Origin of the sequence: Microbulbifer marinus (assembly GCF_900107725.1) — a bacterium.
Taxonomy (GTDB): domain Bacteria; phylum Pseudomonadota; class Gammaproteobacteria; order Pseudomonadales; family Cellvibrionaceae; genus Microbulbifer; species Microbulbifer marinus.
The window spans coordinates 1,680,939-1,703,794 of sequence record NZ_FNQO01000001.1; the positions used below are offsets into that span (position 1 = coordinate 1,680,939).

Annotated in this window: 20 protein-coding genes and 1 tRNA gene; 8 read left to right on the forward strand and 13 right to left on the reverse strand. The window is 60.8% G+C overall.

From position 1 onward, the window contains the following. The first annotated feature begins 84 nt into the window (after positions 1–84). The 8 genes from BLW36_RS17330 to BLW36_RS07280 all read left to right on the forward strand — a co-directional run bounded on the left by BLW36_RS17330 (position 85) and on the right by BLW36_RS07280 (position 9,746). Entirely contained in the window at positions 85–261 is a 177-nt protein-coding gene (locus BLW36_RS17330) for a hypothetical protein (RefSeq protein ID WP_170833150.1), read from the forward strand. Continuing rightward, on the forward strand, positions 251–3,211 hold the full coding sequence (locus BLW36_RS07250; protein WP_091386554.1) for an ATP-binding protein: 2,961 nt from the start codon (positions 251–253) through the stop codon (positions 3,209–3,211). Before BLW36_RS17330 ends, BLW36_RS07250 begins: the two co-directional genes overlap by 11 nt. Before the next feature lie 130 nt (positions 3,212–3,341). Continuing rightward, positions 3,342–4,736 (forward strand): sigma-54-dependent transcriptional regulator, encoded by a 1,395-nt coding sequence (locus tag BLW36_RS07255; protein ID WP_091386556.1) that lies wholly within the window; start codon positions 3,342–3,344, stop codon positions 4,734–4,736. Positions 4,737–5,515: 779 nt separating this feature from the next. Continuing rightward, entirely contained in the window at positions 5,516–6,865 is a 1,350-nt protein-coding gene (gene pcnB / locus BLW36_RS07260) for a polynucleotide adenylyltransferase PcnB (protein WP_091386558.1), read from the forward strand. 3 nt (positions 6,866–6,868) lie between these two features. Continuing rightward, the gene (folK, locus tag BLW36_RS07265; protein ID WP_091386560.1) at positions 6,869–7,345 is read left to right on the forward strand and encodes a 2-amino-4-hydroxy-6-hydroxymethyldihydropteridine diphosphokinase; all 477 of its coding nucleotides are present in this window, start codon (positions 6,869–6,871) and stop codon (positions 7,343–7,345) included. A 99-nt stretch (positions 7,346–7,444) separates the two neighbouring features. Then, positions 7,445–8,131 (forward strand): deoxynucleoside kinase, encoded by a 687-nt coding sequence (locus BLW36_RS07270; RefSeq protein ID WP_091386562.1) that lies wholly within the window; start codon positions 7,445–7,447, stop codon positions 8,129–8,131. Positions 8,132–8,136: 5 nt separating this feature from the next. Continuing rightward, on the forward strand, positions 8,137–8,949 hold the full coding sequence (panB, locus tag BLW36_RS07275; RefSeq protein ID WP_091386564.1) for a 3-methyl-2-oxobutanoate hydroxymethyltransferase: 813 nt from the start codon (positions 8,137–8,139) through the stop codon (positions 8,947–8,949). 5 nt (positions 8,950–8,954) lie between these two features. Further along, positions 8,955–9,746, forward strand: coding sequence for an acyl-CoA thioesterase (locus tag BLW36_RS07280; protein ID WP_091386565.1), 792 nt, complete (start codon positions 8,955–8,957; stop codon positions 9,744–9,746). Positions 9,747–9,776: 30 nt separating this feature from the next. On the opposite strand, the gene BLW36_RS07285 is transcribed toward BLW36_RS07280, so the two are convergent. The 13 genes from BLW36_RS07285 to BLW36_RS07345 all read right to left on the reverse strand — a co-directional run bounded on the left by BLW36_RS07285 (position 9,777) and on the right by BLW36_RS07345 (position 22,650). Next, a complete protein-coding gene (locus BLW36_RS07285; RefSeq protein WP_091386567.1) occupies positions 9,777–10,241 on the reverse strand; it encodes a DUF3291 domain-containing protein in 465 nt (154 codons plus the stop codon). A 10-nt stretch (positions 10,242–10,251) separates the two neighbouring features. Next, positions 10,252–11,253, reverse strand: a complete 1,002-nt coding sequence (gene zntB / locus BLW36_RS07290) for a zinc transporter ZntB (RefSeq protein ID WP_091387049.1) — start codon at positions 11,251–11,253, stop codon at positions 10,252–10,254. Between the two features lie 16 nt (positions 11,254–11,269). Then, the gene (locus BLW36_RS07295; protein ID WP_091386569.1) at positions 11,270–12,142 is read right to left on the reverse strand and encodes a D-hexose-6-phosphate mutarotase; all 873 of its coding nucleotides are present in this window, start codon (positions 12,140–12,142) and stop codon (positions 11,270–11,272) included. Positions 12,143–12,172: 30 nt separating this feature from the next. Further along, complete coding sequence (locus tag BLW36_RS07300; RefSeq protein ID WP_091386571.1) at positions 12,173–12,586, reverse strand: GFA family protein; 414 nt, start codon at positions 12,584–12,586, stop codon at positions 12,173–12,175. Continuing rightward, a complete protein-coding gene (locus BLW36_RS07305) occupies positions 12,579–13,229 on the reverse strand; it encodes a hypothetical protein (RefSeq protein ID WP_091386573.1) in 651 nt (216 codons plus the stop codon). Before BLW36_RS07305 ends, BLW36_RS07300 begins: the two co-directional genes overlap by 8 nt. 136 nt (positions 13,230–13,365) lie before the next feature. Beyond that, on the reverse strand, positions 13,366–15,492 hold the full coding sequence (gene pnp, locus BLW36_RS07310) for a polyribonucleotide nucleotidyltransferase (protein ID WP_091386575.1): 2,127 nt from the start codon (positions 15,490–15,492) through the stop codon (positions 13,366–13,368). Between the two features lie 260 nt (positions 15,493–15,752). Next, entirely contained in the window at positions 15,753–16,022 is a 270-nt protein-coding gene (gene rpsO / locus BLW36_RS07315) for a 30S ribosomal protein S15 (protein WP_091386577.1), read from the reverse strand. Between the two features lie 95 nt (positions 16,023–16,117). Next, positions 16,118–17,059 (reverse strand): tRNA pseudouridine(55) synthase TruB, encoded by a 942-nt coding sequence (gene truB, locus BLW36_RS07320; RefSeq protein ID WP_091386580.1) that lies wholly within the window; start codon positions 17,057–17,059, stop codon positions 16,118–16,120. A gap of 3 nt (positions 17,060–17,062) precedes the next feature. Beyond that, complete coding sequence (gene rbfA, locus BLW36_RS07325) at positions 17,063–17,461, reverse strand: 30S ribosome-binding factor RbfA (protein ID WP_091386582.1); 399 nt, start codon at positions 17,459–17,461, stop codon at positions 17,063–17,065. A gap of 81 nt (positions 17,462–17,542) precedes the next feature. Beyond that, entirely contained in the window at positions 17,543–20,278 is a 2,736-nt protein-coding gene (gene infB, locus BLW36_RS07330; protein WP_091386584.1) for a translation initiation factor IF-2, read from the reverse strand. Positions 20,279–20,336: 58 nt separating this feature from the next. After that, on the reverse strand, positions 20,337–21,839 hold the full coding sequence (gene nusA / locus BLW36_RS07335; RefSeq protein WP_091386586.1) for a transcription termination factor NusA: 1,503 nt from the start codon (positions 21,837–21,839) through the stop codon (positions 20,337–20,339). Between the two features lie 56 nt (positions 21,840–21,895). Next, the gene (rimP, locus tag BLW36_RS07340) at positions 21,896–22,360 is read right to left on the reverse strand and encodes a ribosome maturation factor RimP (RefSeq protein WP_091386588.1); all 465 of its coding nucleotides are present in this window, start codon (positions 22,358–22,360) and stop codon (positions 21,896–21,898) included. 213 nt (positions 22,361–22,573) lie between these two features. Beyond that, positions 22,574–22,650: transfer RNA gene (locus BLW36_RS07345), tRNA-Met, on the reverse strand. Positions 22,651–22,856: the final 206 nt, after the last annotated feature.

The window sequence follows — 22,856 nt, forward strand, 5'->3', positions numbered from 1 at the left end:
GAGCGCTTCGATAGACCGCCCCGAACCTATCGGCGGCCGACTTTTAACTGCAGCCGCCACGAACCGGGCATCAATAAGCATTCTATGAGCAACCGCACCCTGTTAATCCTGCTGGTACTGGTGGGCTACGTTTTCTCACCGACCATCTTTACCTGGATGATCAATCCATCCGGCGCCTGGTACCGGCCTTTCATTCTGTGGTTCGTGCTGATCCTGCTGGCGGTATTTGTACAGATGAGGCGCAAGTCCGATGAACTTTGAGCTTGCGCATATTGCCCTGATCGGCGTGGCCTATATCGCCGCGCTGTTTTTCGTAGCCTTCGCCACTTCCAAGGGCTGGCTGCCGTCGCGCTGGGTGCGCCACCCGCTGATCTATGTGCTGTCGCTCGGGGTATCGCTGTCTGCCTGGACCTTCTACGGTATCGTCGACCTCGCCTGGCAATACGGCTACGGCGTGCTCGCCTACTATCTGGGCACCGGCGCCATGTTCCTGTTTGCGCCGGTGGCTCTGGAGCCGCTGGCGCGGCTGGCTCAGCGCTACCAACTGACGTCGCCGGCGGATCTGCTGGTATTCCGCTATCACAGCCGCGAGGCCGGCACCCTCGCCACACTGTTTATGCTGCTGGCGCTGCTGCCGCTGATTGCGCTACAGATACAGGCTGTATCAGAAACCCTCGCACTGCTGTCACGGGACAGTGTCGCCACACTGGCTCTGGCGGACAGCGGCGTCACCAGTAAGAACCTGATCGCCTTCTTCTACTGCGTCCTACTGGCACTCTTTACCAGCATGTACGGCGCCACCCGCGAGCGCCGCGCCGGCCTCGTCAGCGCCATGGCACTGGAATCAGTGGTCAAACTGGTGGCGCTTGTGGCGGTGGGTGCCTACGCCATCTACGGCGTATTCGGCGGTTTTGGTGGACTGGATCAATGGCTGGTGCAGAACAGCGATATGCAGCAGCTGCTGTACACACCGATCAAACAGGGGTCGTCGCACACGCTACTGCTGGTGTTTATCGCCACGGCCGTGGCCATGCCACACATTTTTTACCTCAGCGTGGCAGAGCGCCCCGCGGCCCAAACCCTGCGCACTGCCAGCTGGGGTTTCCCGCTGTTCCTGCTGCTGATGGCACTGCCGATCTTTCCGATCATGTGGGCCGGTTTCGCGCTGGACGTTTCTGAACCGGTGCAGTACTTCGCCCTGGCCGTGCCGCGGGCCAGCGGTTCGGCACTGCTGACAATTCTCGCCTTTATCGGCGGCCTGTCCGCCGCCACCGGCGCCCTGGTGATGATCACCTTGGCCCTGTCCACGATGGTGATGAACCATTGGCTGCTGCCGGGCACCCGCTGGCACTCCGAAGACAACATGTACCGCCAGCTGGTGTGGCTGCGCCGCGCCCTGGTCGCCGCGCTGTTCCTGGCCGGTTTTGCGTTCTACCTGCTGCTGAACAACCGTCTGTCGCTGTCGGACCTCGCGTTGCTGGCATTTATCGCTTCGCTGCAGTTCCTGCCGGGAATCTTCGCGGTCATTCACTGGCCACGCGGCAATCGCCGCGGCTTTATCGGCGGCCTGCTGGCAGGCATGTTGATCTGGGCCGTCGGCCTGTTGTTACCGGCAATCTTCGGCCTGAGCGGCATGACCCTGCCCGGCACCGATGTGCAGGTGCCGCTGGGTATGACTATCTGGACCCAGATCACCACCCTGTCGCTGGCTGCCAACGTGTTGCTATTTATCGGCCTGTCGGTATTTACCCGCAGCAGCAGCCTGGAACAGTACGCCGCCGATCTGTGCAGTGACGACACCCTGAGCCAGGCCCTGCGCCTGGAGCTGGACGTGGAATCGGCCGCGGATTTCCGCGTGCGTCTGGCGGAGAGCCTCGGTGGCGCGACCGCCAATCAGGAAGTGAACCGCGCCCTGCGCCAGTTGAATCTGCCCGACGGCGAGCGCCGCCCCTACGCGTTGCGCCAGCTGCGCAACAAGCTGGAAGCGAACCTGTCCGGCCTGCTCGGTCGGGTGCTGGCCGGGCAGATCATCGATCGCCACTTCCCCTTCAAGGACAGCGACCAGCCGGCCAACAAGGATATTCACCTGATCGAGACGCGGCTCAGCCGCTACAAGAACCAGCTGACCGGCCTCGCCGCGGAGCTGAATAACCTGCGCCTGTACCACCGGCAGATGCTGGAGGAACTGCCACTGGCGGCCTGTTCTCTGGGGCGCGACGGCGAGATATTGCTGTGGAACTACGCGATGCAGGACCTGACTGGGATCGCCGCCGGCGAGGTGATCGGCTCCAAGCTGGAATACCTGGTGGAACCCTGGCGCACCCTGCTGACCGAATTCGCCGATTCCGCCGACGCCAGCCGCTTCAAGCAGCAGGTCAATCTGGGCGGCAACAGCCACTGGCTGAACCTGCACAAGACGCGCCAAAAGAGTAGCCGCAGCGGGCGCGCGCGGCGCGACCGCGGCGACGGCCTGATGCTGCTGCTGGAAGACATTACCGAGACACAGATCCTCGAGCAGGAACTGATCCACAGCGAGCGCCTGGCGTCAGTAGGGCGGCTGGCCGCCGGTGTGGCCCACGAGGTGGGCAACCCGGTTACCGGTATCGCCTGCCTGGCCCAGAACCTGCACTTCGAGTCCGACAGCGCGGAAGTTCGCGACACCGCCGACCAGATCCTCAGCCAGACCCAACGGATCAGCCGCATCGTACACTCACTGGTCAATTACTCGCACAGCGGCAGCCAGGAGAGCGAGCGTGCACCGGTGGATCTCTACGCCTGCGTGCAGGAAGCGGTGCAGTTGCTGTCGCTGCAGCGCGACAAGACCCAGGTAACGTTTGACAATGCGGTGCCCGAGGACCTGATCGCCCCCGGTGACAACCAGCGCCTGATCCAGGTGTTCATCAACCTGCTCAGCAATGCCCGTGACGCCAGTCCCGACGGCGGCCATATCCAGATCGACGGCTATGTCGCCGGCGGTTGTGCCTGCGTTGCCGTCACTGACGATGGTCCCGGTATCTCGCCGGAACACCGCGATCGCATCCTCGAGCCCTTTTTCACCACCAAGGAGCCCGGCGAGGGCACCGGCCTCGGCCTGGCAATGGTGTACAGCATTGTCGAGGAACACGACGGCCAACTGGAGCTGATCAGCCCCGCCAACCCGGAAACCGGTCGCGGAGCAAAATTCATCGTGCAACTGCCCCAGGCAAGATAAGTGTCACCAGGTGCAAATATTGCGCAAAATTCGTGCAAATATTGCGCAATCGGGTCCATTTGAGTTGCATCGAAACGCTGAGCGGGTAAAACTAGGCGCTCACTGAGCATTTTGTAACCAGGCGTAACACATGAGCCACATCCTGATCGTCGAAGATGAAGCCATTATTCGCACGGCGCTGCGGAAGCTGCTGGAGCGGCACCGCTACAAGGTCAGCGAGGCGGGTTCTGTGCGCGAGGCGACCACCAAGTACCGCCTCAGCGATGTCGACCTGATTATTTCGGACCTGCGCCTGCCCGGTGCCCCGGGTACCGATCTACTCAAGCTGGCGGGCGATGTGCCGGTGCTGATCATGACCAGTTATGCGAGCCTGAGATCGGCGGTGGATTCGATGCGTATGGGGGCCGCGGACTATATCGCCAAACCCTTCGATCACGACGAAATGATCGCCACCGTGCGCCGCGTGATCGGAAAGGCCGAACAAAGCCGCGCCCAGGCGCCTGCTGCCAGCAAGGAATCCGGCCGCACCATCGCCGGCATGATCGGCGACAGCCCGGTCATGCGCGACCTCTACAGCCGCATTCACAAAGTCGCCCCGACCGATGCCACCGTGCTGGTGCATGGCGAGACAGGCACCGGTAAGGAACTGGTGGCGCGCGCAATTCACGAGGAGAGCCGCCGCGCCACCAAGCCGCTGATTTCGGTCAACTGCGCGGCGATTCCGGAGACCCTGATCGAGGCTGAACTGTTCGGTCATGAGAAAGGCGCCTTTACCGGTGCGCAGACTGCCCGCGAAGGCCTGGTGGCCGCTGCCGACGGCGGCACCTTGTTCCTGGATGAAATCGGCGAACTGCCTCTGGAGGCCCAGGCGCGCCTGCTGCGCGTGCTTCAGGAGGGGGAAGTTCGACCGATCGGCGCGGTGGAATCCCGCAAGGTGGACGTGCGCCTCGTGGCGGCAACGCACCGCAACCTGCGGCAGCTGGCCGCAGAGCGCAAGTTCCGTGAGGACCTTTACTACCGCATCAACGTGGTGCAGATGACCCTGGCACCGCTGCGCGAGCGCGGCAAAGATGTGCTGGCGATCGCCGAGCACCTGCTGGCGAAATATTGCGCCAAGGTGGAGCGCCCCACGCTCAAGCTATCGCCGGAGGCCGTCCAGGCGGTGACCACCTATACCTGGCCCGGCAACGTGCGCGAACTCGAGAACGCGATACAGCGCGCGGTGATCCTTACCGACGACAACAGCATGGAAATCGACCACAACACGCTGGATATTGACCTGGAGCTGGTACCCGTTGAAGAGGCGGATCCCGAGCGACTCCCGCGCAGCCGCCATACGGACCCACGCGAGGACCTGTCCCTGGAGGACTACTTCGCCCGCTTCGTCATCGAACACCAGGACACCATGAGCGAAACCGAACTGGCGAAGAAACTGGGGGTCAGCCGCAAGTGCCTGTGGGAGCGCCGCCAGAAACTGGGCATTCCGCGCAAGAAATCCCGCCGCGCCGCAACGGCCGAAGCCTGATACCCATAGAACTTACCGCGACGGGGGGTGATCTTCGGACCGCCCCGTCACCCTCGGACCGTCCCGCCAACGCTGCGTCGACAATCCCACCACCCGATTCCACCGTTACCCGTACCTACCCGCACTAGTAACAACTGAAAGTGTTACCCCTGTCTCACCAGGAGTAACAACTGCCGCGTTATCCGTAACGTAAAGAACTGTTACGGCGTCGCCCAATCACTCAAAATTTTTTTAAGCTATTGATTTAAAAGGGATTTTTAAAGTTGGCACACTAAATGCTTTCTTACTAGTACAAACAAGAAGAACAGCCAAGAATAAAAATAAATGACTGTTTAAGCCCTAATAACTACTCACAATAAGCGGGCGAAACACAATAAAAACAACGGGGCGGTCGACAATAAAAGCAAACAGGGACCAAAACCGACAGAACAATAAAAACAACAAACAATAACAATAAATAATAAAAATAAAGCAGAAGACAACAAAAAAAACGACAAGCGCGTTACAAACTGACTGATTGTACCTGGGAGAGGGTGTTTGCTAGACAGCAAATTGATAGCGCAAGGAAGCCGCTGCCTTCATAGTTAATAAGAATAATTCCCATCTTTCCTTTCTTTTCCCTGAGCTCACCACGCAATCTGCCCAGATTGCGGGCGTACGCCTTTGCCTGTGGTAGAATCCGCCCCGCAACAGGACCTGTCAGCACCAGTTCGAACGAGTAATTGTGACGGGACCTTCCAAGCCAGATCCCGTTGGCAGCAGTCAAGACAGACAGCCGTATGCTCAATTCCCTGATCAGTAGTATCAAACGCTGGCGCAAGCCGGCCAATCCAGGCCCCAGGGTCATCGCCCGCAGCGATCACAGTATTTCCCGCCGGGATATCAGCCGCGCCGCGCTGACGGTAATGAAGCGCCTGCAGGAGGCCGGATTTCAGGCCTATATCGTCGGTGGCGGTGTGCGCGACCTGCTGCTGGGTGGCCATCCCAAGGATTTCGATGTTGCCACAGATGCCACACCGGAACAGGCCAAGCAGCTGTTTCGCGGCGCCCGTATCGTCGGCCGCCGCTTTCGCATACTGCACGCGCGCATCGGCCGCGAAATTATCGAAGTTACCACCTTCCGCGGCCACCATAACGATGGCGAGGAGCACGAAGCACAGCAGTCGGAGCACGGTATGCTGCTGCGCGACAATGTGTACGGCGATTTGCAGAGCGACGCGGTCCGCCGCGATTTCACCGTCAATGCCCTCTACTACACCACCAACGGTTTTGCGATCCACGACTACACCGGTGGTGTCCGCGACATAGAACAGCGCCTGATCCGCATGATCGGCGATCCGAGTACCCGCTATAAGGAAGATCCTGTGCGCATGCTGCGTGCAGTACGCTTTGCCGCCAAACTGGACTTCACGATCGAAGACAAGACCGCGGCACCGCTGAAAGAGCTGGCGCCACTGCTACGCAACATAGCGCCGGCGCGGCTGTTCGACGAAGTGCTGAAGCTGCTGATGAGCGGCCACGGCGAGCGCACCTTCGAGCTGCTGCGCCAGTACCAGCTGTGGCACCACCTGTTCCCGGACAATGCCGCTTGTCTGGACGACCCAGCCGCGCTGGAGCTGACCCGCCTGGCACTGCGCAATACCGATCAGCGCATCCGCGACGACAAGCGCGTGACCCCCGCCTTCCTGTACGCGGCGCTGCTGTGGCCGGCGGTAAATGCAGAACAGCAGAAGCTGGCCGACAGGGGCACGCCGCCGATACCGGCCCTGGCCCAGGCCGCGCAGAAGATCACCAGTTCACAGCTCGCACACACGGCCATCCCGAAGCGTTTCTCGATTCCGATGCGGGAAATCTGGGATCTCCAATCCCGCCTGCCGCAGCGCGGTGGCAGCCGTGCCCAGCGCCTGAGCGAACATCCGCGCTTCCGCGCCGCCTACGATTTTCTGCTGTTGCGCGAAGAGTGTGGCGAACTGGAACCCGGTCTCGGCCAATGGTGGACCGAATTCCAGGAAGCCGATGAAGAACAGCGCCAACAGATGGTGCGCAAGCTGCAGCGCAGCGGCAGCAGCAGCCGACGCGGGCGCGGTTCGCGCGGCGGGCGCCGCCGGCCCCCCAAAGCAGCCGAGTAGTCAGTGCAGCGCGTATATATCGGCCTCGGTAGCAATCTGGCGGAGCCGGAAAAACAGCTGCGCAGCGCACTGGAGGCGATGGACACGATCCCCGCTACGCGCCTGTTACGCAGTTCCAGTTTTTATCGCAGTGCTCCGGTGGGTCCCGGTGAACAGCCGGACTATATCAATGCCGTGGCTGAGCTGGAGACAGAGCTGGCACCGCTGGCGCTGCTGGATCGACTGCAGGCGATCGAAGCGGCGCACGGGCGTGAACGGAGCATCCGCTGGGGTGCCCGGACCCTCGATTTGGATATACTGCTGTTCGGCCGCGAGCAGATAGACGTGCCGCGCCTGCAGGTTCCACACCCGCGCATGGCCGAGCGCAACTTTGTGTTGCTGCCACTGGCAGAGCTGGAACCGGAGTTACAGTTGCCCTCGGGGGAATCCATCCAGGCACTGCTGCAACTGTGTCCGCAGAATCGCCTGGATAAAATCTGACGCCAAGTTAAAGTAGCCAGATCAGCCGCGGCAGCGAACCTTGTCTTCGCCCCTGCAGCCCCGGAAGGGAAGGCCGCGAATAATAAAGGAGTAAGTTCAGTGGTCATCGAAACCGGCGAATCCCATCCGCAAGAACTCGACCTGTCCGGCAAGACATTGCCGCGATTTATCGCCGTCGAGGGGAATATCGGCGTGGGCAAGACCACGCTGGCGAAGAAACTCGCAGCGACTTTCAATTACGACACGCTGCTGGAGCTGCCGGAAGACAACCCCTTTCTCGAGCGCTTCTACCAGGATCCCAAGAGCGCCGCCCTGCCCACCCAGTTACATTTTTTGTTACAGCGCTCGCAGCAGATACAGGCGCTGCGCCAGGACGACCTGTTCAAGCCCGTTCGTGTCTCCGACTTTCTGATCGAAAAAGACCAGCTGTTCGCCGAGGTTACGCTCGATCCCGACGAGCTGGCCCTATACCAGCAGGTATACAAGCACTTGACCCTGCAGGCACCGAAGCCGGATCTGGTGGTGTATCTGCAGGCGCCGTTGAGTGTCCTGCAGGAACGCATCCGCACCCGCGGCATCGCTGCCGAGCGCTCGATCAGCGACGACTACCTGGCGACGCTGAACGAGGCCTACACCAATTTCTTCCATTACTACGACGAGGCGCCACTGTTGATCGTCAACAGCGAGGACATAGATATCGTCGACCGTCCACAGGATTATCGCCAGCTGGTGGAGTACATGCTCACCATCAGCAGCGGCCGCCACTATTACAATCCGGGGAATTGATAGTTATGTACGCTCCAGTTGAATTGGAAAAGCCGGTCACCGTGCAGACGCTGCGCAAGATGAAAGCGGACGGGGAGAAATTCATTACCGTCGCGCTCTACGATGCCCCGATGGCGGCGATGGCGCAGAAAAGCGGCGTGGAAGCGGTACTGGTCGGAGACTCCCTCGGTATGACGGTGCTCGGCTATGACAGCACGATACCGGTCACCATGGAGCAGATGATCTATCACGTGGAAGCCGTAGCGCGGGGCAACAAAAAGTCCCTGATCATGGGCGACATGCCGTTTATGACCTACGCGACCCCGGAGCAGGCACTCACCAACGCCACCCGTATCATGCAGGCGGGCGCACATATGGTGAAAATAGAGGGCGGCGCCTGGCTCGCGGAAACCGTGAAAATGCTGACCGACCGCGGAATCCCGGTGTGTGCGCACCTGGGCCTGACACCCCAGTCGGTGCACAAGCTGGGTGGCTACCGCGTACAGGGCCGGGATGAAGACCAGGCCGGCCAAATCCTCGATGACGCCGCCCAACTGGACGAGGCCGGAGCAGACCTGCTGGTACTGGAATGCGTTCCGGCAGCCCTGGCCAAACGCATCACCGATACCGTGTCCATGCCCACCATCGGTATTGGCGCCGGGCGCGATACCGACGCCCAGGTGCTGGTGATCAACGATATTCTCGGCCTCACCGAACAGCCGCCCAAGTTCTCGAAAAACTTCCTGCAGGAAGCGGGCAACATTCCCGGTGCATTGCGCAAGTACGCCGAAGACGTCAAGAACGGCGTTTTCCCCGAAGACAGCCACACGTTTTACTGATAGCCATGACGTTCGACCAACTACTCGCAGAGTGGCGCGCGCACGGGCGCGCGCAACAGGTTCCAACGGGCTGGACTCAGGGACGCGCTACCTTCGGCGGTCTGGTAGCCGCGATGCTTTACGAAAAAATGGCGGCGCATGTCGATGCCGATGCAAGTCTGCGCTCGCTGACCATATCCTTTGTCGGCCCGGTGGGGTCCGATGCGATCGATATTTCTTCGACCACGTTGAGAGCCGGCCGCTCGGTAACCCAGGTGGAAGGACATCTCCGCCAGGACGATTCAGTACTACTCGCAGGTCTCGCCAGCTTCGGTAAGGGGCGCGAATCGAATATCCACGTGGCCACCGATCGCGCGCCCGAATTCACTGGTCCCGACGAGTGCGAGGCCCTGCCCTATATTCCCGGCGTAGTGCCGGAATTCACGCAAAAGTTTGACTATCGCATTGCCCGCGGGCAATTGCCTTTCAGCGGCAGCAGCGACAATCACCTGGGCGGCTGGGTGCGCTTCAAGGATGGCAGTAACGCCCCGGTAACCATCAGCCACCTGCTCACCCTGATCGATGCCTGGCCGCCGGCGATTCTGCCGATGTTACGCGCACCAGCACCTGCCAGCTCGCTGGCCTGGACGGTGGAATTTATCGAACCACTGCCAGCGCTGAAGGCCGACAGCTGGTGGCAATATCTGGCGGAAGTGGAGCAGGCTGCGGATGGTTACGGCGTGATTCAGGCGCGGCTGTGGGATGCGGACGGCAGGCTGGTGGCCTTCTCGCGGCAAACAGTCACGGTATTCGATTGATCACAGCCACACGTCCGGTGGCATGCGCTGTCAGACCGGCTGTGTCTGCGGCTCCGGATACGGCTTGGCGAAAGAAAAAGCTTGTGATGATGGCCCCCGGGTTTTCAGTGTCTGCAGCGCGCGCCTCGCGTCTTCGATGCTCGGAATCGTACCGGCGGGAATCCACCAAAGGGCCAGCGCCGGCCCTGTGAACTTCTCGAACCAGCTCTTTTTATTCTTCAGTACTTCTAGATGCTCACCGGAGTACACATAATTCTTCAGAGCTTCCATTGAGGTCCACACCGACATATTGACGATAATGCGCTCGTCTTCGAACACCTGAAGCGCAGTCGCATCGCCCTCCTCTGTCTGCAGCCGCCAGACGAACCCCGGGCTGTGATCCGCCAGTGCATTGATTCGATCTAGCTGGTCGACGAAGCCCTGCATTACAGGGCTGTCCAGCGGGCCTTTGGCCCGCGCTATATTGACCTGGGCCAGGTGAAAATTTTTCGACATATCCGTGTCCTTAAAGCCATTTTCTCCAGCGGAAAATCACGATCTGCAGTATCACCGCGAGCACCAGCAGGCCGCAGAAGACCGCAAACGCCCCTGGCGCATCGGCGCCGGGGATTCCGCCCACGTTTACCCCCAGCAGGCCGGTGAGGAAACCCAGCGGCAGAAAGATGGCCGCAACCACCGACAGCACATACATACGGTTGTTGAGCTGTTCCGAGTTGCGACTCAGCAGCTCCTCCTGGGTGACCGCGGCACGCTCGCGCACCGCGTCTATGTCTTCAATATGGCGCAGCAGGCGATCACTTACTTCGCGCAGCTGCATACGGCTGCCCTCGTCGAACCAGGACACCTTTTCCTGCAGCATGCGCGACAGCGCCTCGCGCTCGGGGGCGAGATAGCGGCGCAGGGTAATGGTTTGCTTGCGCAGCTGTGCCAGGTCGGCCCGCAACTCCGCACTGCGGGCGTCCAGCACGCGGTCCTCCAGGTCGTCGATTTTGTCCTCGAAGGCCTCTACCGTGTCACTCATGCGCCATACCAGTAGATCCGTCAGGGAAACCACCAACCCCGCAGCGTTGACCGGTCCACGCCCGGCGCGCAGGAGCTGCAACAGATCGTTGACCGAAAGCAGGCGCCGCCTGCGGGTACTGATAATGCGGTGTTCTTCTACCCACAGCCGAATGGATACCATGTCTTCGGGTTGCGATTCCGGGTTGAGATTGACTCCGCGCAACGCGACCAGCAGACCGTCGCCAAGTGCGGTGGTACGCGGCCGGGTTTCCTCGGTAAGCAGCGCATCGACCACCAGAGGCTCGAGGCCACTCTGCTCGCGCAGCCACTGCTGCACCCCGGCATCGGTATAGTCGAAATGCAGCCATAGCAGGCCCTGCTGTGGCTGCCAGTCCCGGACTTCGCTCCAGCCCAGATCCCTGCCTCCGCCTTCGCGATCAAGCAGATAGGCGTGAATCAGGCCGACATCCACGGCTATCTGTTCTTTTGTGCCTGTGCTATCCATGCGCGTCTCCATTTTTCTAACGCTGCAATAACAGCGATGCCTCTGCCCTCTCACCGGGAGCAAGCTGCCAACTGTCGGCAAAGGCATTGCCGTGCTCCACACAGACAAACTCACCGTAGTGATCGTCAACGTCCGCCAGTGTCGCGGCCAGTTCCGGGCCCGGATTCCAGGTGATCACGCTGTGGCAGTTGTCGCTGTGGGTGTGGATGGGCGCGCGAGTGAGAATCTGTTGATGCGCAGGTGCATTTTCAAACACCCGATCGACCTCGCCGGGAAAAGTGAGCGGTCCCTCCTGGCGAAACCGCGCCAGTTCGCGGGTGTTGTCCAGGTAATCGGTATGCTCCAGTCCGTGCACTTCGATTTCGCGCACGCTTTCCACCGGGAAATACGTGTGCCACGCCCAGCTGTACTCAACGGTCTTTTCCGCCAGGTTTTCCAGTCGCAGGTGTAACTGCAGTTCGCGCCCCAGCCGCATCGTGAAGTCACAGCGGAATGGCGCCTCGAAAACCTCACTGCCGTCATGCCGGAAAGTGAACACCAACTCCACGTCGCCACCCGGCAACTCTTTCGCTCCTGTCAGCTGCCACGGCTGAGTGCGCACCAGTCCATGTTTGGGCTTAGTCGGATCGACGCGGTTGATGCCGAACCAGGGTAGGCATAACGGGATGCCGCCGCGCACGGCTTTGCCCGGCTCGAATTGTGCCTTGGGACTGAGCCATAACAACGGCTCCCGGTCCGCGGCCTGGAACTCCAGCAGCTGGGCACCTTGCTTGGCGATAACCGCACGGTACCGCGGTGTCTGCACCAACAGCAGGTCGAGCCCCGGTTTGCCGTAGAGGGCACCGCTATCGGTATCGCGGATAAAACTGGTTTGTAACTGGTCACTCACGCGTGTACTAGATCCTTATTGTGATGGTTTCTATTTTTCTGTTTTGCTGAGATGTGCCAGTTCACCGGCATGCTGCTCCCAATTCTGGCCGTCGAAGGGCTCTATCACAACGCCTTCCGGCATCCCGTCCAGACAGCGGAGATTGACACTGTAACCATCGGGATTGGACCGCGGGACATAAAAGGATTTCACCCCGCAGTGCCGGCAGAAATAGTGCCTGGCCACTCCGGTATTGAAGGTGTAACAGCTGAGATGATCCTTGCCTTGCAGCAATTCGAAATCCGCGGTCGGCACTATCAGGTGCTGAAAGCCAACCATCTGACACATCGAACAGTTGCAGGCATGCGCCACCAGGGGTTCACCGGCCTCATGCCTGACGATTGCGCGGAAGCGCACTGCACCGCAGTGACAGCCCCCTTCCAGTGTGCTGGCAACCTTATTCATCGATAAGATTCTCTCGGGTAAATAGTGGTCGGGCACACAGCAGCGTCAGGGCACCTGCGGCGAGCATAAAGTGGAACCAGTTCATTCGCGCCAGCCCGAACACCCGCGTCGCACCGGTGCCAACCACCAGACCAGCCATGATGACCAGCACGGCGCCGGCGCCGAGTAACAGCGCCTGCGGACGCGACAGGCCGCGCGCCGAAAGCAATTCCAGCACCGCTACCGCCAGCCACAGCAGCAACCCGAGAGTCGAATAGATGCTGCCGACTGCCTGCGCAGACAAGGCCGCGGTTTCCGCCGCACCCAGCGACGAGCCGATCACCAGCACCATGGTCACGTAGGCCGGCGCGCGGCTGGCCTGACCGATTGCCAGCCCGAGGCGCGCCCATAGCAAGGCAATACCGATTAGTAAAAAGGAGACACTGCCCGACAGCCGCGACAGCGCGCGATGCAGCTCGGTAACACCGGGATCAATCCCGTACCGATAGGCCCCCGCCGTGGCGGCCAGGGCCAGGCAGAGCGAAGCTGCGACGATCAGCAGGGCCGGTGATTGGCAGCGGCTGCGGGCGATATACCAGTATTGATTGGCCACCAGCAGGGCGGCCAGGGCGAGCAGAATTTCTGCGAGCCAGAAGTTGTGCAAGGTTGTTCCCCTTTTTCTTTAAAGAGGATTCTAACCGAAAGCGAATGGGGCTGCGCCATAGCAACTGGGCCCACGGGCAGAACCGCAGGTATAAAAAAACCCGGCAGTTGCCGGGTTTTTTGTGCGCTCAGGAGACTCAGGCTTCGTCAGAGGCCTGGTTCGCCTCGGCGGATTCCTCCGCCTGATCCGCCTTCGCTTCCTTGATGGAGAGCTTGATGCGGCCACGCTGGTCGACGTCCAGTACCTTCACGAATACCTTCTGGCCTTCGCTGAGGTAGTCGGTCACAGCGTTAACACGCTCTTCGGCGATCTGGGAAATATGCACCAGACCGTCCTTGCCCGGCAGGAAGTTCACGAATGCGCCGAAATCGACGATGCGCACTACGGTACCCTCGTAAATGGCGCCGATTTCAGCTTCTGCGGTGATTTCCTCGATGCGGGTTACCGCCGCTTCCAGGCTCTCGCCGTCTTCACCGAATACCTTCACGGTACCGTCGTCTTCGATATCGATGGAGGCACCGGTTTCCTCGGTGATGGAACGGATGGTCGCGCCGCCCTTGCCGATCACGTCGCGGATCTTGTCCGGATGGATTTTCAGGGTTGCGTAGCGCGGTGCGTTCTCGTTCACAGTGGAGCGGGATTCGCCGATAACCTTGTTCATTTCCGCGAGGATGTGCAGACGTGCGTGCAGCGCCTGCTCCAGTGCGGTTTCCATGATCTCTTCGGTAATACCTTCGATCTTGATGTCCATCTGCAGCGCGGTCACACCAGAGGCGGTACCCGCTACTTTGAAGTCCATGTCGCCGAGGTGGTCTTCATCACCGAGGATATCGGTCAGAACCGCGTAGCCTTCGTCTTCCTTCACCAGGCCCATGGCGATACCGGCTACCGGCGCCTTCAGCGGCACACCGGCGTCCATCAGCGCCAGGCTGGAACCACACACGGAAGCCATCGAGCTGGAACCGTTCGATTCGGTGATTTCAGAAACCACACGCAGGGTGTACGGGAAGCTCTCCGGATCCGGCAGTACTGCGGCAATACCGCGACGCGCCAGACGGCCGTGGCCGATTTCGCGACGACCGGTAGCGCCTACACGACCCGCTTCACCTACGGAGTAGGGAGGGAAGTTGTAGTGCAACATGAAGTAGTCTTTGCGCTCGCCTTCCAGAGCGTCGATGATCTGCGCATCGCGGGTAGCGCCGAGGGTGGCTACTACCAGAGCCTGAGTCTCACCGCGGGTGAACAGTGCAGAGCCGTGACCCTTCGGCAGCACGCCGACTTCCACGCTGATCGGGCGCACGGTCTTGGTATCGCGACCGTCGATACGCGGCTCGCCGCGCACTACGGCGCCGCGAACGATTTTCTTCTCCAGCTTGCCGAAGTAGCTTTTGACGGTGCCTTCGTCCACTTCCTCGGTCGCCAGGACTTCAGCAGCTTCGTTGCGCAGCTCGCCCAGACGGGTGGTGCGCGCCTGCTTGTTGGTGATCTTGTAGGCTTCGGCTACTTTGTCGCCGAACTGGCCTTCCAGCGCAGCCTTCAGCACGCCGTCTTCCGCTTCCGGCTGCCAGTCCCAGGTGGGCTTGCCCGCTTCGGCTTTCAGCTCTTCACAGACTTTGACAACGGCCTGCATCTCCTGGTGAGCGAACAGTACTGCGCCCAGCATGATGTCTTCCGGCAATTCTTTCGCTTCGGATTCCACCATCAGCACGGCGTCTTTGGTGCCGGCTACGACCATGTCCAGCTCGGAAGTCTTCAGCGCGCTGTAAGTCGGGTTCAGCAGGTAACCGTCTTCCTGGGTGTAGCCCACGCGCGCGGCGCCAATCGGGCCACCAAACGGGATGCCGGAAACAGACAGGGCTGCGGAAGTACCGATCATGCCGGCAATATCCGGATCCACGTCTTTCTCGGCAGACAGCACGGTGATCATTACCTGAACTTCGTTCATGAAGCCCTTCGGGAACAGCGGGCGGATCGGACGGTCGATCAGGCGGGAGGTCAGAGTTTCTTTCTCGGACGGGCGGCCTTCACGCTTGAAGAAGCCACCGGGAATCTTGCCGGCCGCGTAGGCCTTTTCCTGATAGTGCACGGACAGCGGGAAGAAGCCCTGATCCGGCTTGGCTTCTTTGGCGCCTACTACGGTACACAGCACCACGGTTTCGCCCATGGTTACCAGCGCCGCACCGGTGGCCTGGCGCGCAACGCGGCCGGTCTCGATGGTGACTTGCTGATTTCCGTACTGGAAGGTTTTGCTTACTGGATTCACTAGTATTTTCCTATTTCCTATCGGTTACTGGCCCATTCCAGTAACCCCTACAGGCGGCCCGAACAATTCCGATGGGCCACGGACATTGCGGTACAGGATGTACCGCCACCGGCCTAAGGCCGGCACGAGCGCCAAAAGACAGCGGATTAACACATCTGCACCAGCCTTTCGGACGCGACTGTTGGAAAGTGGCAGGGATGTCACTCTCCAGCAAGTAGGTAAAAAGAAGAATGCCCGCCAGAGGCGGGCATTCCAGGGTCTTAGCGACGCAGGCCGAGCTTGGCGATCAGCTGTGCGTAGCGGCTCAGATCCTTGCGCTTCAGGTAGTCCAGCAGCTTGCGACGCTGGTTTACCATGCGGATCAGGCCACGACGGGAGTGGTGATCCTGCTTGTGCGCAGAGAAGTGACCCTGCAGTTTGTTGATATTGGCGGTCAGCAGGGCTACCTGGACTTCCGGGGAACCGGTATCGCCTTCGGATTGGCCGTGCTCTTTCAGGATGGCTGCTTTTTCAGTTGCAGTCAGTGCCATAACGAATTACCTCGTCGTAATATGCTTTGAAGATTCGGCTGGCCCGTGCATATTTACAGACCAGCTAGTCGATTTGCAGCCGCTGACTTGAATAGTCAGTTGCTACTTACCAGACGTCGCGGTGCCACGCACCCGTCATCGGTAATTTCTCCAACGCCCAGAAAATCGCCATTTTCCAGGAAGAGGCGCACCATATCACCTTCTTCGCCTATACGGTAGACCTGCAGATCCATTACCGGCTGTCCCTGACGCACATAGTAACCAGAGTCATCCGGCAGTATCAGCTTGGGCAATGTGGCGGCGGGTGAATCCACTGGCAGCAGGTGGTGGTCGAGTTCTTCCGCCCTGCCCTCACCGCGCTCTTCGGTCAGCTCATCGAGCGTAATGGCATCTGCCTCGTCGAAGGGCCCGGCGGCGCTGCGGTGCAGCTGGTCCACGTAGGCACCCACACCCAGGGCCTGACCCAGGTCCTCGGCGAGGCTGCGGATATAGGTGCCCTTCGAGCAGTGCACTTCCACCTCGGCGCGGGGCTGGCGGCCTCCGGTAAAGCTCAGCAGCTCGAACTCGAAGATCTCGACCTCGCGCGCCTCGCGCTCCACTTCCACACCCTGGCGCGCCAGCTTGTACAGCGGCTGGCCCTTGTGCTTCAGCGCCGAATACATGGACGGCACCTGCTTGATGCGGCCGCGGAACTGCTCCATGGCCTTCAGTACCGCCTGCTCGGTCAGCCCGGAGGCGTCGCGGGTCTCCAGCACATCGCCGTCGGCGTCACCGCTGGCGGTGGTCATGCCGAAGCAGAAGGTACTGCGATAGCGCTTGTCCGCGTCGAGCAGGTACTGGGAAAACTTGGTTGCCTCACCAAAACAGATCGGCAGCACGCCGGTGGCGAGCGGATCCAGCGCGCCGGTGTGGCCGGCGCGATTGGCGAAGAACAGGCGTTTGGCTTTCTGCAGGGCGTCGTTGGCGGTGATGCCGGCGGGCTTGTTCAACAACAGCACACCGTGAACCGGCCGGCCCCATTTAGGTCTGCGGCCCATGAATCAGTCTTCGTTTGAATCGCTGTCGTCTTGGTGGTGCTTGCGGTCCGCTTGCACCGCCTTGTCGATCAGCGCAGACAGCTCCTGACCGCGTACCGAAGTTTCGTCGTAACGGAACAGCAGGCGCGGAATGGTGCGAATCTGAATCGAGCGTGCCAACTGCGTGCGCAGGAAACCGGCGGCCTTGTTCAGCACGTCCATCGAAGCGTTGATCTTGGCGCGGTCGTCCTCGCCGACGAAGGTGACGTACACCTTGGCGACGGTCAGGTCGCGGCTGACCTCCACGTCGTTGACATTGACCATGCCCAGACGCGGGTCGCGCACTTCCTTCTGGATCAGTTGCGCCAGTTCGCGGCGCATGGCATCGGCGACGCGGTCGGCACGGTGGAATTCTCTTGCCATCGGTTACCTATCGGAATGGCTTTTTGCAGTCTCGTCATTCCGGCGCAGGCCGGAATGACGAATCCGGATGTTGACCGCGGCTTACAGCTCGCGGGCAACCTTAACGATATCGTAGACCTCGATCTGGTCGCCGGGCTTGACGTCGTTGTAGTCCTTCACGCCAATACCACACTCCATACCGTTGCGCACTTCCTGCACATCGTCCTTGAAGCGGCGCAGGGACTCCAGTTCGCCCTGGTAGATCACGACGTTGTCGCGCAGTACACGGATCGGCTTGTTGCGGTGCACGACCCCCTCGGTGACCATACAGCCGGCAATGGCGCCGAACTTCGGCGAGCGGAACACGTCGCGCACTTCGGCGATACCGACGATATCTTCGCGCAGCTCCGGCTCCAGCATGCCCGACAGGGCCTGCTTCACTTCGTCCAGCAGGTTATAGATCACGCTGTAGTAACGGATCTCAACGCTCTCGGTCTCCGCCAGTTTGCGCGCGGCGACGTCGGCGCGGGTGTTGAAACCGATCACGATAGCGCCGGAAGTCAGGGCCAGGTTGATATCGTTCTCGGCGATACCACCCACACCACTGGACACGACGTTGACGGAAACTTCCTCGTTGCCGATATCCGCCAGCGCACCCAGGATGGCTTCCAGGGAGCCGCGCACGTCGGCCTTGATCACCACCGGCAGCACCTTGCGCTCGCCGGCGGCCATGTCCGCGAACATGTTTTCCAGCTTGGCGGCCTGCTGGCGCTTCTGGCGCTCACTGCGCTCCTTCTCGGCGCGCTGCTCGGCCACTTCGCGGGCCTTGCGCTCGTCCGCCACCACCAGGAATTCATCACCGGCATTCGGCGTAGTATCCAGACCCAGCAGCTCCACCGGGGTGGAGGGGCCAGCTTCCTTAACCTGTTTGCCCAGCTCGTTGGTCATCGCGCGCACGCGGCCGTAGCTCTGACCGGCCAGCACGATATCACCGCGCTTCAGCTCGCCGTTCTGCACCAGCAGGGTGGCAACCACACCGCGACCTTTCTCCAGGCGCGATTCGATCACGACGCCGGTCGCCGGCACGCCGACCTTGGCCTTCAGCTCGAGCATTTCCGCCTGCAATGAAATGGCTTCCAGCAGATCGTCGATACCCTGGCCGGTGTGCGCAGATACATTGATGAACTGCGTGTCGCCACCCCAGTCTTCCGGGATCACGTCTTTCGCGGCCAGTTCGTTCTTGACCCGGTCCGGATCCGCCGATTCCTTATCGCACTTGTTGATGGCGACAACCAGCGGTACGCCGGCGGCGCGGGCGTGATTGACGGCCTCTTCGGTCTGCGGCATCACACCGTCGTCCGCGGCCACTACCAGAATCACCACGTCGGTGGCCTGGGCGCCGCGCGCACGCATCGCGGTAAACGCGGCGTGGCCCGGGGTGTCCAGGAAGGCGATCTCGCCCTGGCTGGTCTGCACGCGGTAGGCACCGATGTGCTGGGTAATACCGCCGGCCTCGCCAGAGGCAACCTTGGTCTCGCGAATATAGTCCAGCAGCGAGGTCTTGCCGTGGTCAACGTGACCCATCACGGTCACCACCGGTGCGCGCGACACCTCTTCACCCTCGGCCGCCTGGGCCTCGGCCACCAGCGTCTCCTCCAGCTCGGACTCGGAGCGGTACACCACTTTGTGGCCCATCTCCTCGACGATCAACTGTGCGGTATCGCGGTCCAGGCTCTGGTTGATGGTGACCATCTCGCCCATCTTCATCAGGCGCTTAATCAGCTCACCGGCCTTGATATTCATCTGCTTGGCCAGCTCGCCGACGGTGATGGTTTCACCCAACTGTACTTCGTACACCTGCTTTCCTGTCGGCCTCTTGAAGCCGTGTGTAGGTTTGATTTTCAGCGTCGGACGGGACAGCGAGCGGGTGCTGCGCTTCTCGTCCTCGTCGCTTTCGAAAGCCTCGAGAGCCTGGTCGTACAGCGCGGTCTTGCTGGATTTTTTCGGGCCGCCCTTGGCCGCGCGCCGTCCGCGACGCTTGCGCGGTTCTTCCTCGTCCTTTTCCACGACCACAGTTTCCAGCTTGCGGCGCAGAGACGGCTTGACCGCTTCGGTCTTGGCCTTCTCCTGCTTTTCCTGCTCGACGCGCTGGCGCTCCGCCTCGACGCGGGCCTTCTTCTCTTCCAGCTCGCGCTCTTCCTGCTGGGCCTGCTGCTTGCGGCGCTCCATTGCAGCGATACGCATCGCCTCTATGTCGTCGACATAGCTGGTGCGGACCGGCGCCGGCTCGGGCTTCTCTGCCGGCTTTTCCTCGGCAGCTGCCGGCTCGGGCTCGGCCGCGCTTTCCGCTGCTGCCTGCTGTGCCGCGACTTCGGCTTCCGCCGCTTCACGGGCGGCCTGCGCTTCCGCTTCCGCGCGGGCGCGCTCGGCTTCCAGCTGTTCGGCGCGGGCTTTCTCCTGCGCGGCCTGTTCCGCCAGTGCCTGATCCAGCTCCGCCTGCGATTCTGCCTCTTGAGCCGCCTCGGCCTCCAGCTCTTCCGCCGGGCGCTTCACATAGGTGCGCTTCTTGCGCACTTCCACATTCACGGTTTTACGGCCGGTGCCAGAGCCGGTTTTCAGTGTAGTGGTGGTCTTGCGCTTCAGGGTGATTTTGCGCGGCGCAGCGCCCTGCTCTCCATGACTGCTTTTCAGGAAGTTGAGCAGGACCTGTTTTTCCTCATCCGACACCACCGCATCCGCAGTCGTGTGGGGCAAACCCGCTTCCTTCATCTGCTTGAGCAGACGATCCTCGGTGGCACCAACCGATTTGGCGAGTTCGCTAACTGTTACTTCGGCCATTCTCTCTCCTAAAAGTCACTTGGTCGGAGGGGGTTACTTGTTCGTTTCGCGTTAATACTTATGCTTGTTCGCCGCTGTCGTCGGCAAACCACGGCTCGCGCGCCTTCATGATCAGCGCTGCGGCACGTTCCTGGTCGACACCTTCGATATCGAGCAGGTCATCCACCGCCTGCTCCGCCAGGTCTTCCATGGAGGCAATGCCGCGACTGGCCAGCAAGAAGGCCAGGTGACGGTCCATACCGTCCATATTCAGCAGGTCTTCCTGCGGCTCGGACGCATCCAGCTGCTCTTCGGACGCCAGCGCCTGAGTCAGCAGCGCGTCCTTGGCACGGGCGCGCAGTTCCTCGGCGATTTCCTCGTCGAAGCCCTCGATACCCAGCATTTCCTCGATGGGGACATAGGCCACTTCTTCCAGAGTGGTGAAGCCCTCATCCACCAGCACGCCGGCAACGTCTTCGTCGATATCCAGGCGCTCCATGAACGTTTCCATGATGGTGCTGGACTCGGCTTCCTGCTTGCTCTGCCACTCATCAACGCTCATCACGTTGATCTGCCACTGGGTCAGTTCGGACGCCAGGCGTACGTTCTGGCCGCTGCGGCCGATGGCCATGGCCAAGTTTTCTTCGGCCACTGCCACGTCCATGGAACCGGCATCTTCGTCGACGACGATGGATTCGATTTCCGCCGGCGCCATCGCATTGATGACAAACTGCGCCGGGTTCTCGTCCCACAGCACGATATCGACGCGTTCGCCGGACAGCTCGTTGGAAACGGCCTGTACACGCGCGCCGCGCATGCCGACACAGGCGCCGACCGGATCGATACGGCCGTCGTTGGTGGTGACGGCGATCTTGGCGCGCAGGCCCGGATCGCGGGCAGCACCCTTGATTTCGATAACCTGTTCGGCAATTTCCGGCACTTCGATGCGGAACAGCTCGATGATCATCTCCGGGCAGGAACGGCTCAACATCAGCTGCGGGCCGCGGGCCTCCGGCTGGATTTCCAGCAGGATGGCGCGCACGCGGTCGCCCAGACGGAAGATCTCGCGACCTACCAGCTGATCACGCGGCAGGCGCGCTTCGGCGTTACCGCCCAGGTCCACGGCGATAAAGTCGCGGGTCACCTTCTTAACGGTGCCGCTGACCAGCTCACCGACACGGTCGCGGTACTCTTCCACAACCTTGGCGCGCTCGGCTTCGCGTACCTTCTGCACGATCACCTGCTTGGCGGTCTGCGCGGCGATACGACCGAACTCTACGTTCTCGACCTGCTCGCGGTAGACATCGCCGGCTTTCAGTTCGGGATCTTTCTCGTGGGCCTCTTCCAGAGTGAACTGGGTACCCAGCTCCGCGAGGGTATCGTCATCCACGACTTCCCAGCTGCGGAAGGTCTCGTAGTCACCAGTCCGGCGATCGATAACGACTTCGATGGTGGAGTCCTCGTCGTAGCGCTTCTTGGTGGCCGTTGCCAGTGCCGCCTCGATGGCCTGGAAAATAATTTCCCGGTCAACGCCTTTCTCGTTGGATACCGCCTCGGCTACCAGCAAGATCTCTTTATTCATGCAGCTGTGCCTCTAAATCGCCTGAATCCAGGCTCCTGTACAGGTTACTAAATAGGTTACTTGGTAAATTGGGGAACTATGTTTGCCTTCTCGATACTGTCGATCGGCAACAGGTATTCGTTCTCGCTGTCCACGCGCAGTACCACTTCATCGCCCTCGACACCGGCGAGCAGACCGCGCCACTTGCGCTGTCCGTCCAGCGGCATGCGCAGGCGCACCTCTATCTGTGCGCCGACAAAGCGCTGGTACTGATCCAGCTTGTACAACGGGCGGTCAAGCCCAGGCGAAGAGACTTCCAGCGTGTACCTGCTGCTGATGGGATCTTCAACGTCCAGCACGGCACTCGCCTGGCGACTGACTTTTTCGCAGTCCTCCACGCTGATACCGTCTTCGGAGTCGATAAAGATACGCAGCAGCGCGTTGCGGCCGTGGGTCTGGTATTCGATACCCCAGAGTTCACAACCCAGCGATGCCACCACCGGCGCCAGAAGTTCTTCCAGCAGTTCGCGTTTGCTCGCCATTCACGTCACCACACTAAATCGGCAGGACTGCCGATTTGCACAGCCATCGGCTGCCCCGAAGGGGTGAAGTGCAAGAATGCACTTCGTAAAACAAAAAATGGGCCCACGGCCCACTTCGAATAGGTACCTGCAACATTTCCTGCAGATACGAAAAAGCCCCTGACGGGGCTTTGACCGCACATCCGCACAGCCAGTATGCGCGGACGCAAAATTTGGTAGCGGGGGCAGGATTTGAACCTACGACCTTCGGGTTATGAGCCCGACGAGCTACCAGGCTGCTCCACCCCGCAACAACTCTGAGAAACGAAGCCTGGTTGTTCTTCGCTTCTCTGCGGTGGGTTGCCCCAACCGCTCAAGAGGCTGCGCATTCTAGGGGCGCGGCCCCGGTGAGTCAACCCACACTTGGCATTTATTTGCACTTAACCGTGAGGCGCCTCGTTGGACAGTATAGATAGACGCAGAAAAAACTCACCGTCTAAATTTCCCGCCGCCAAAT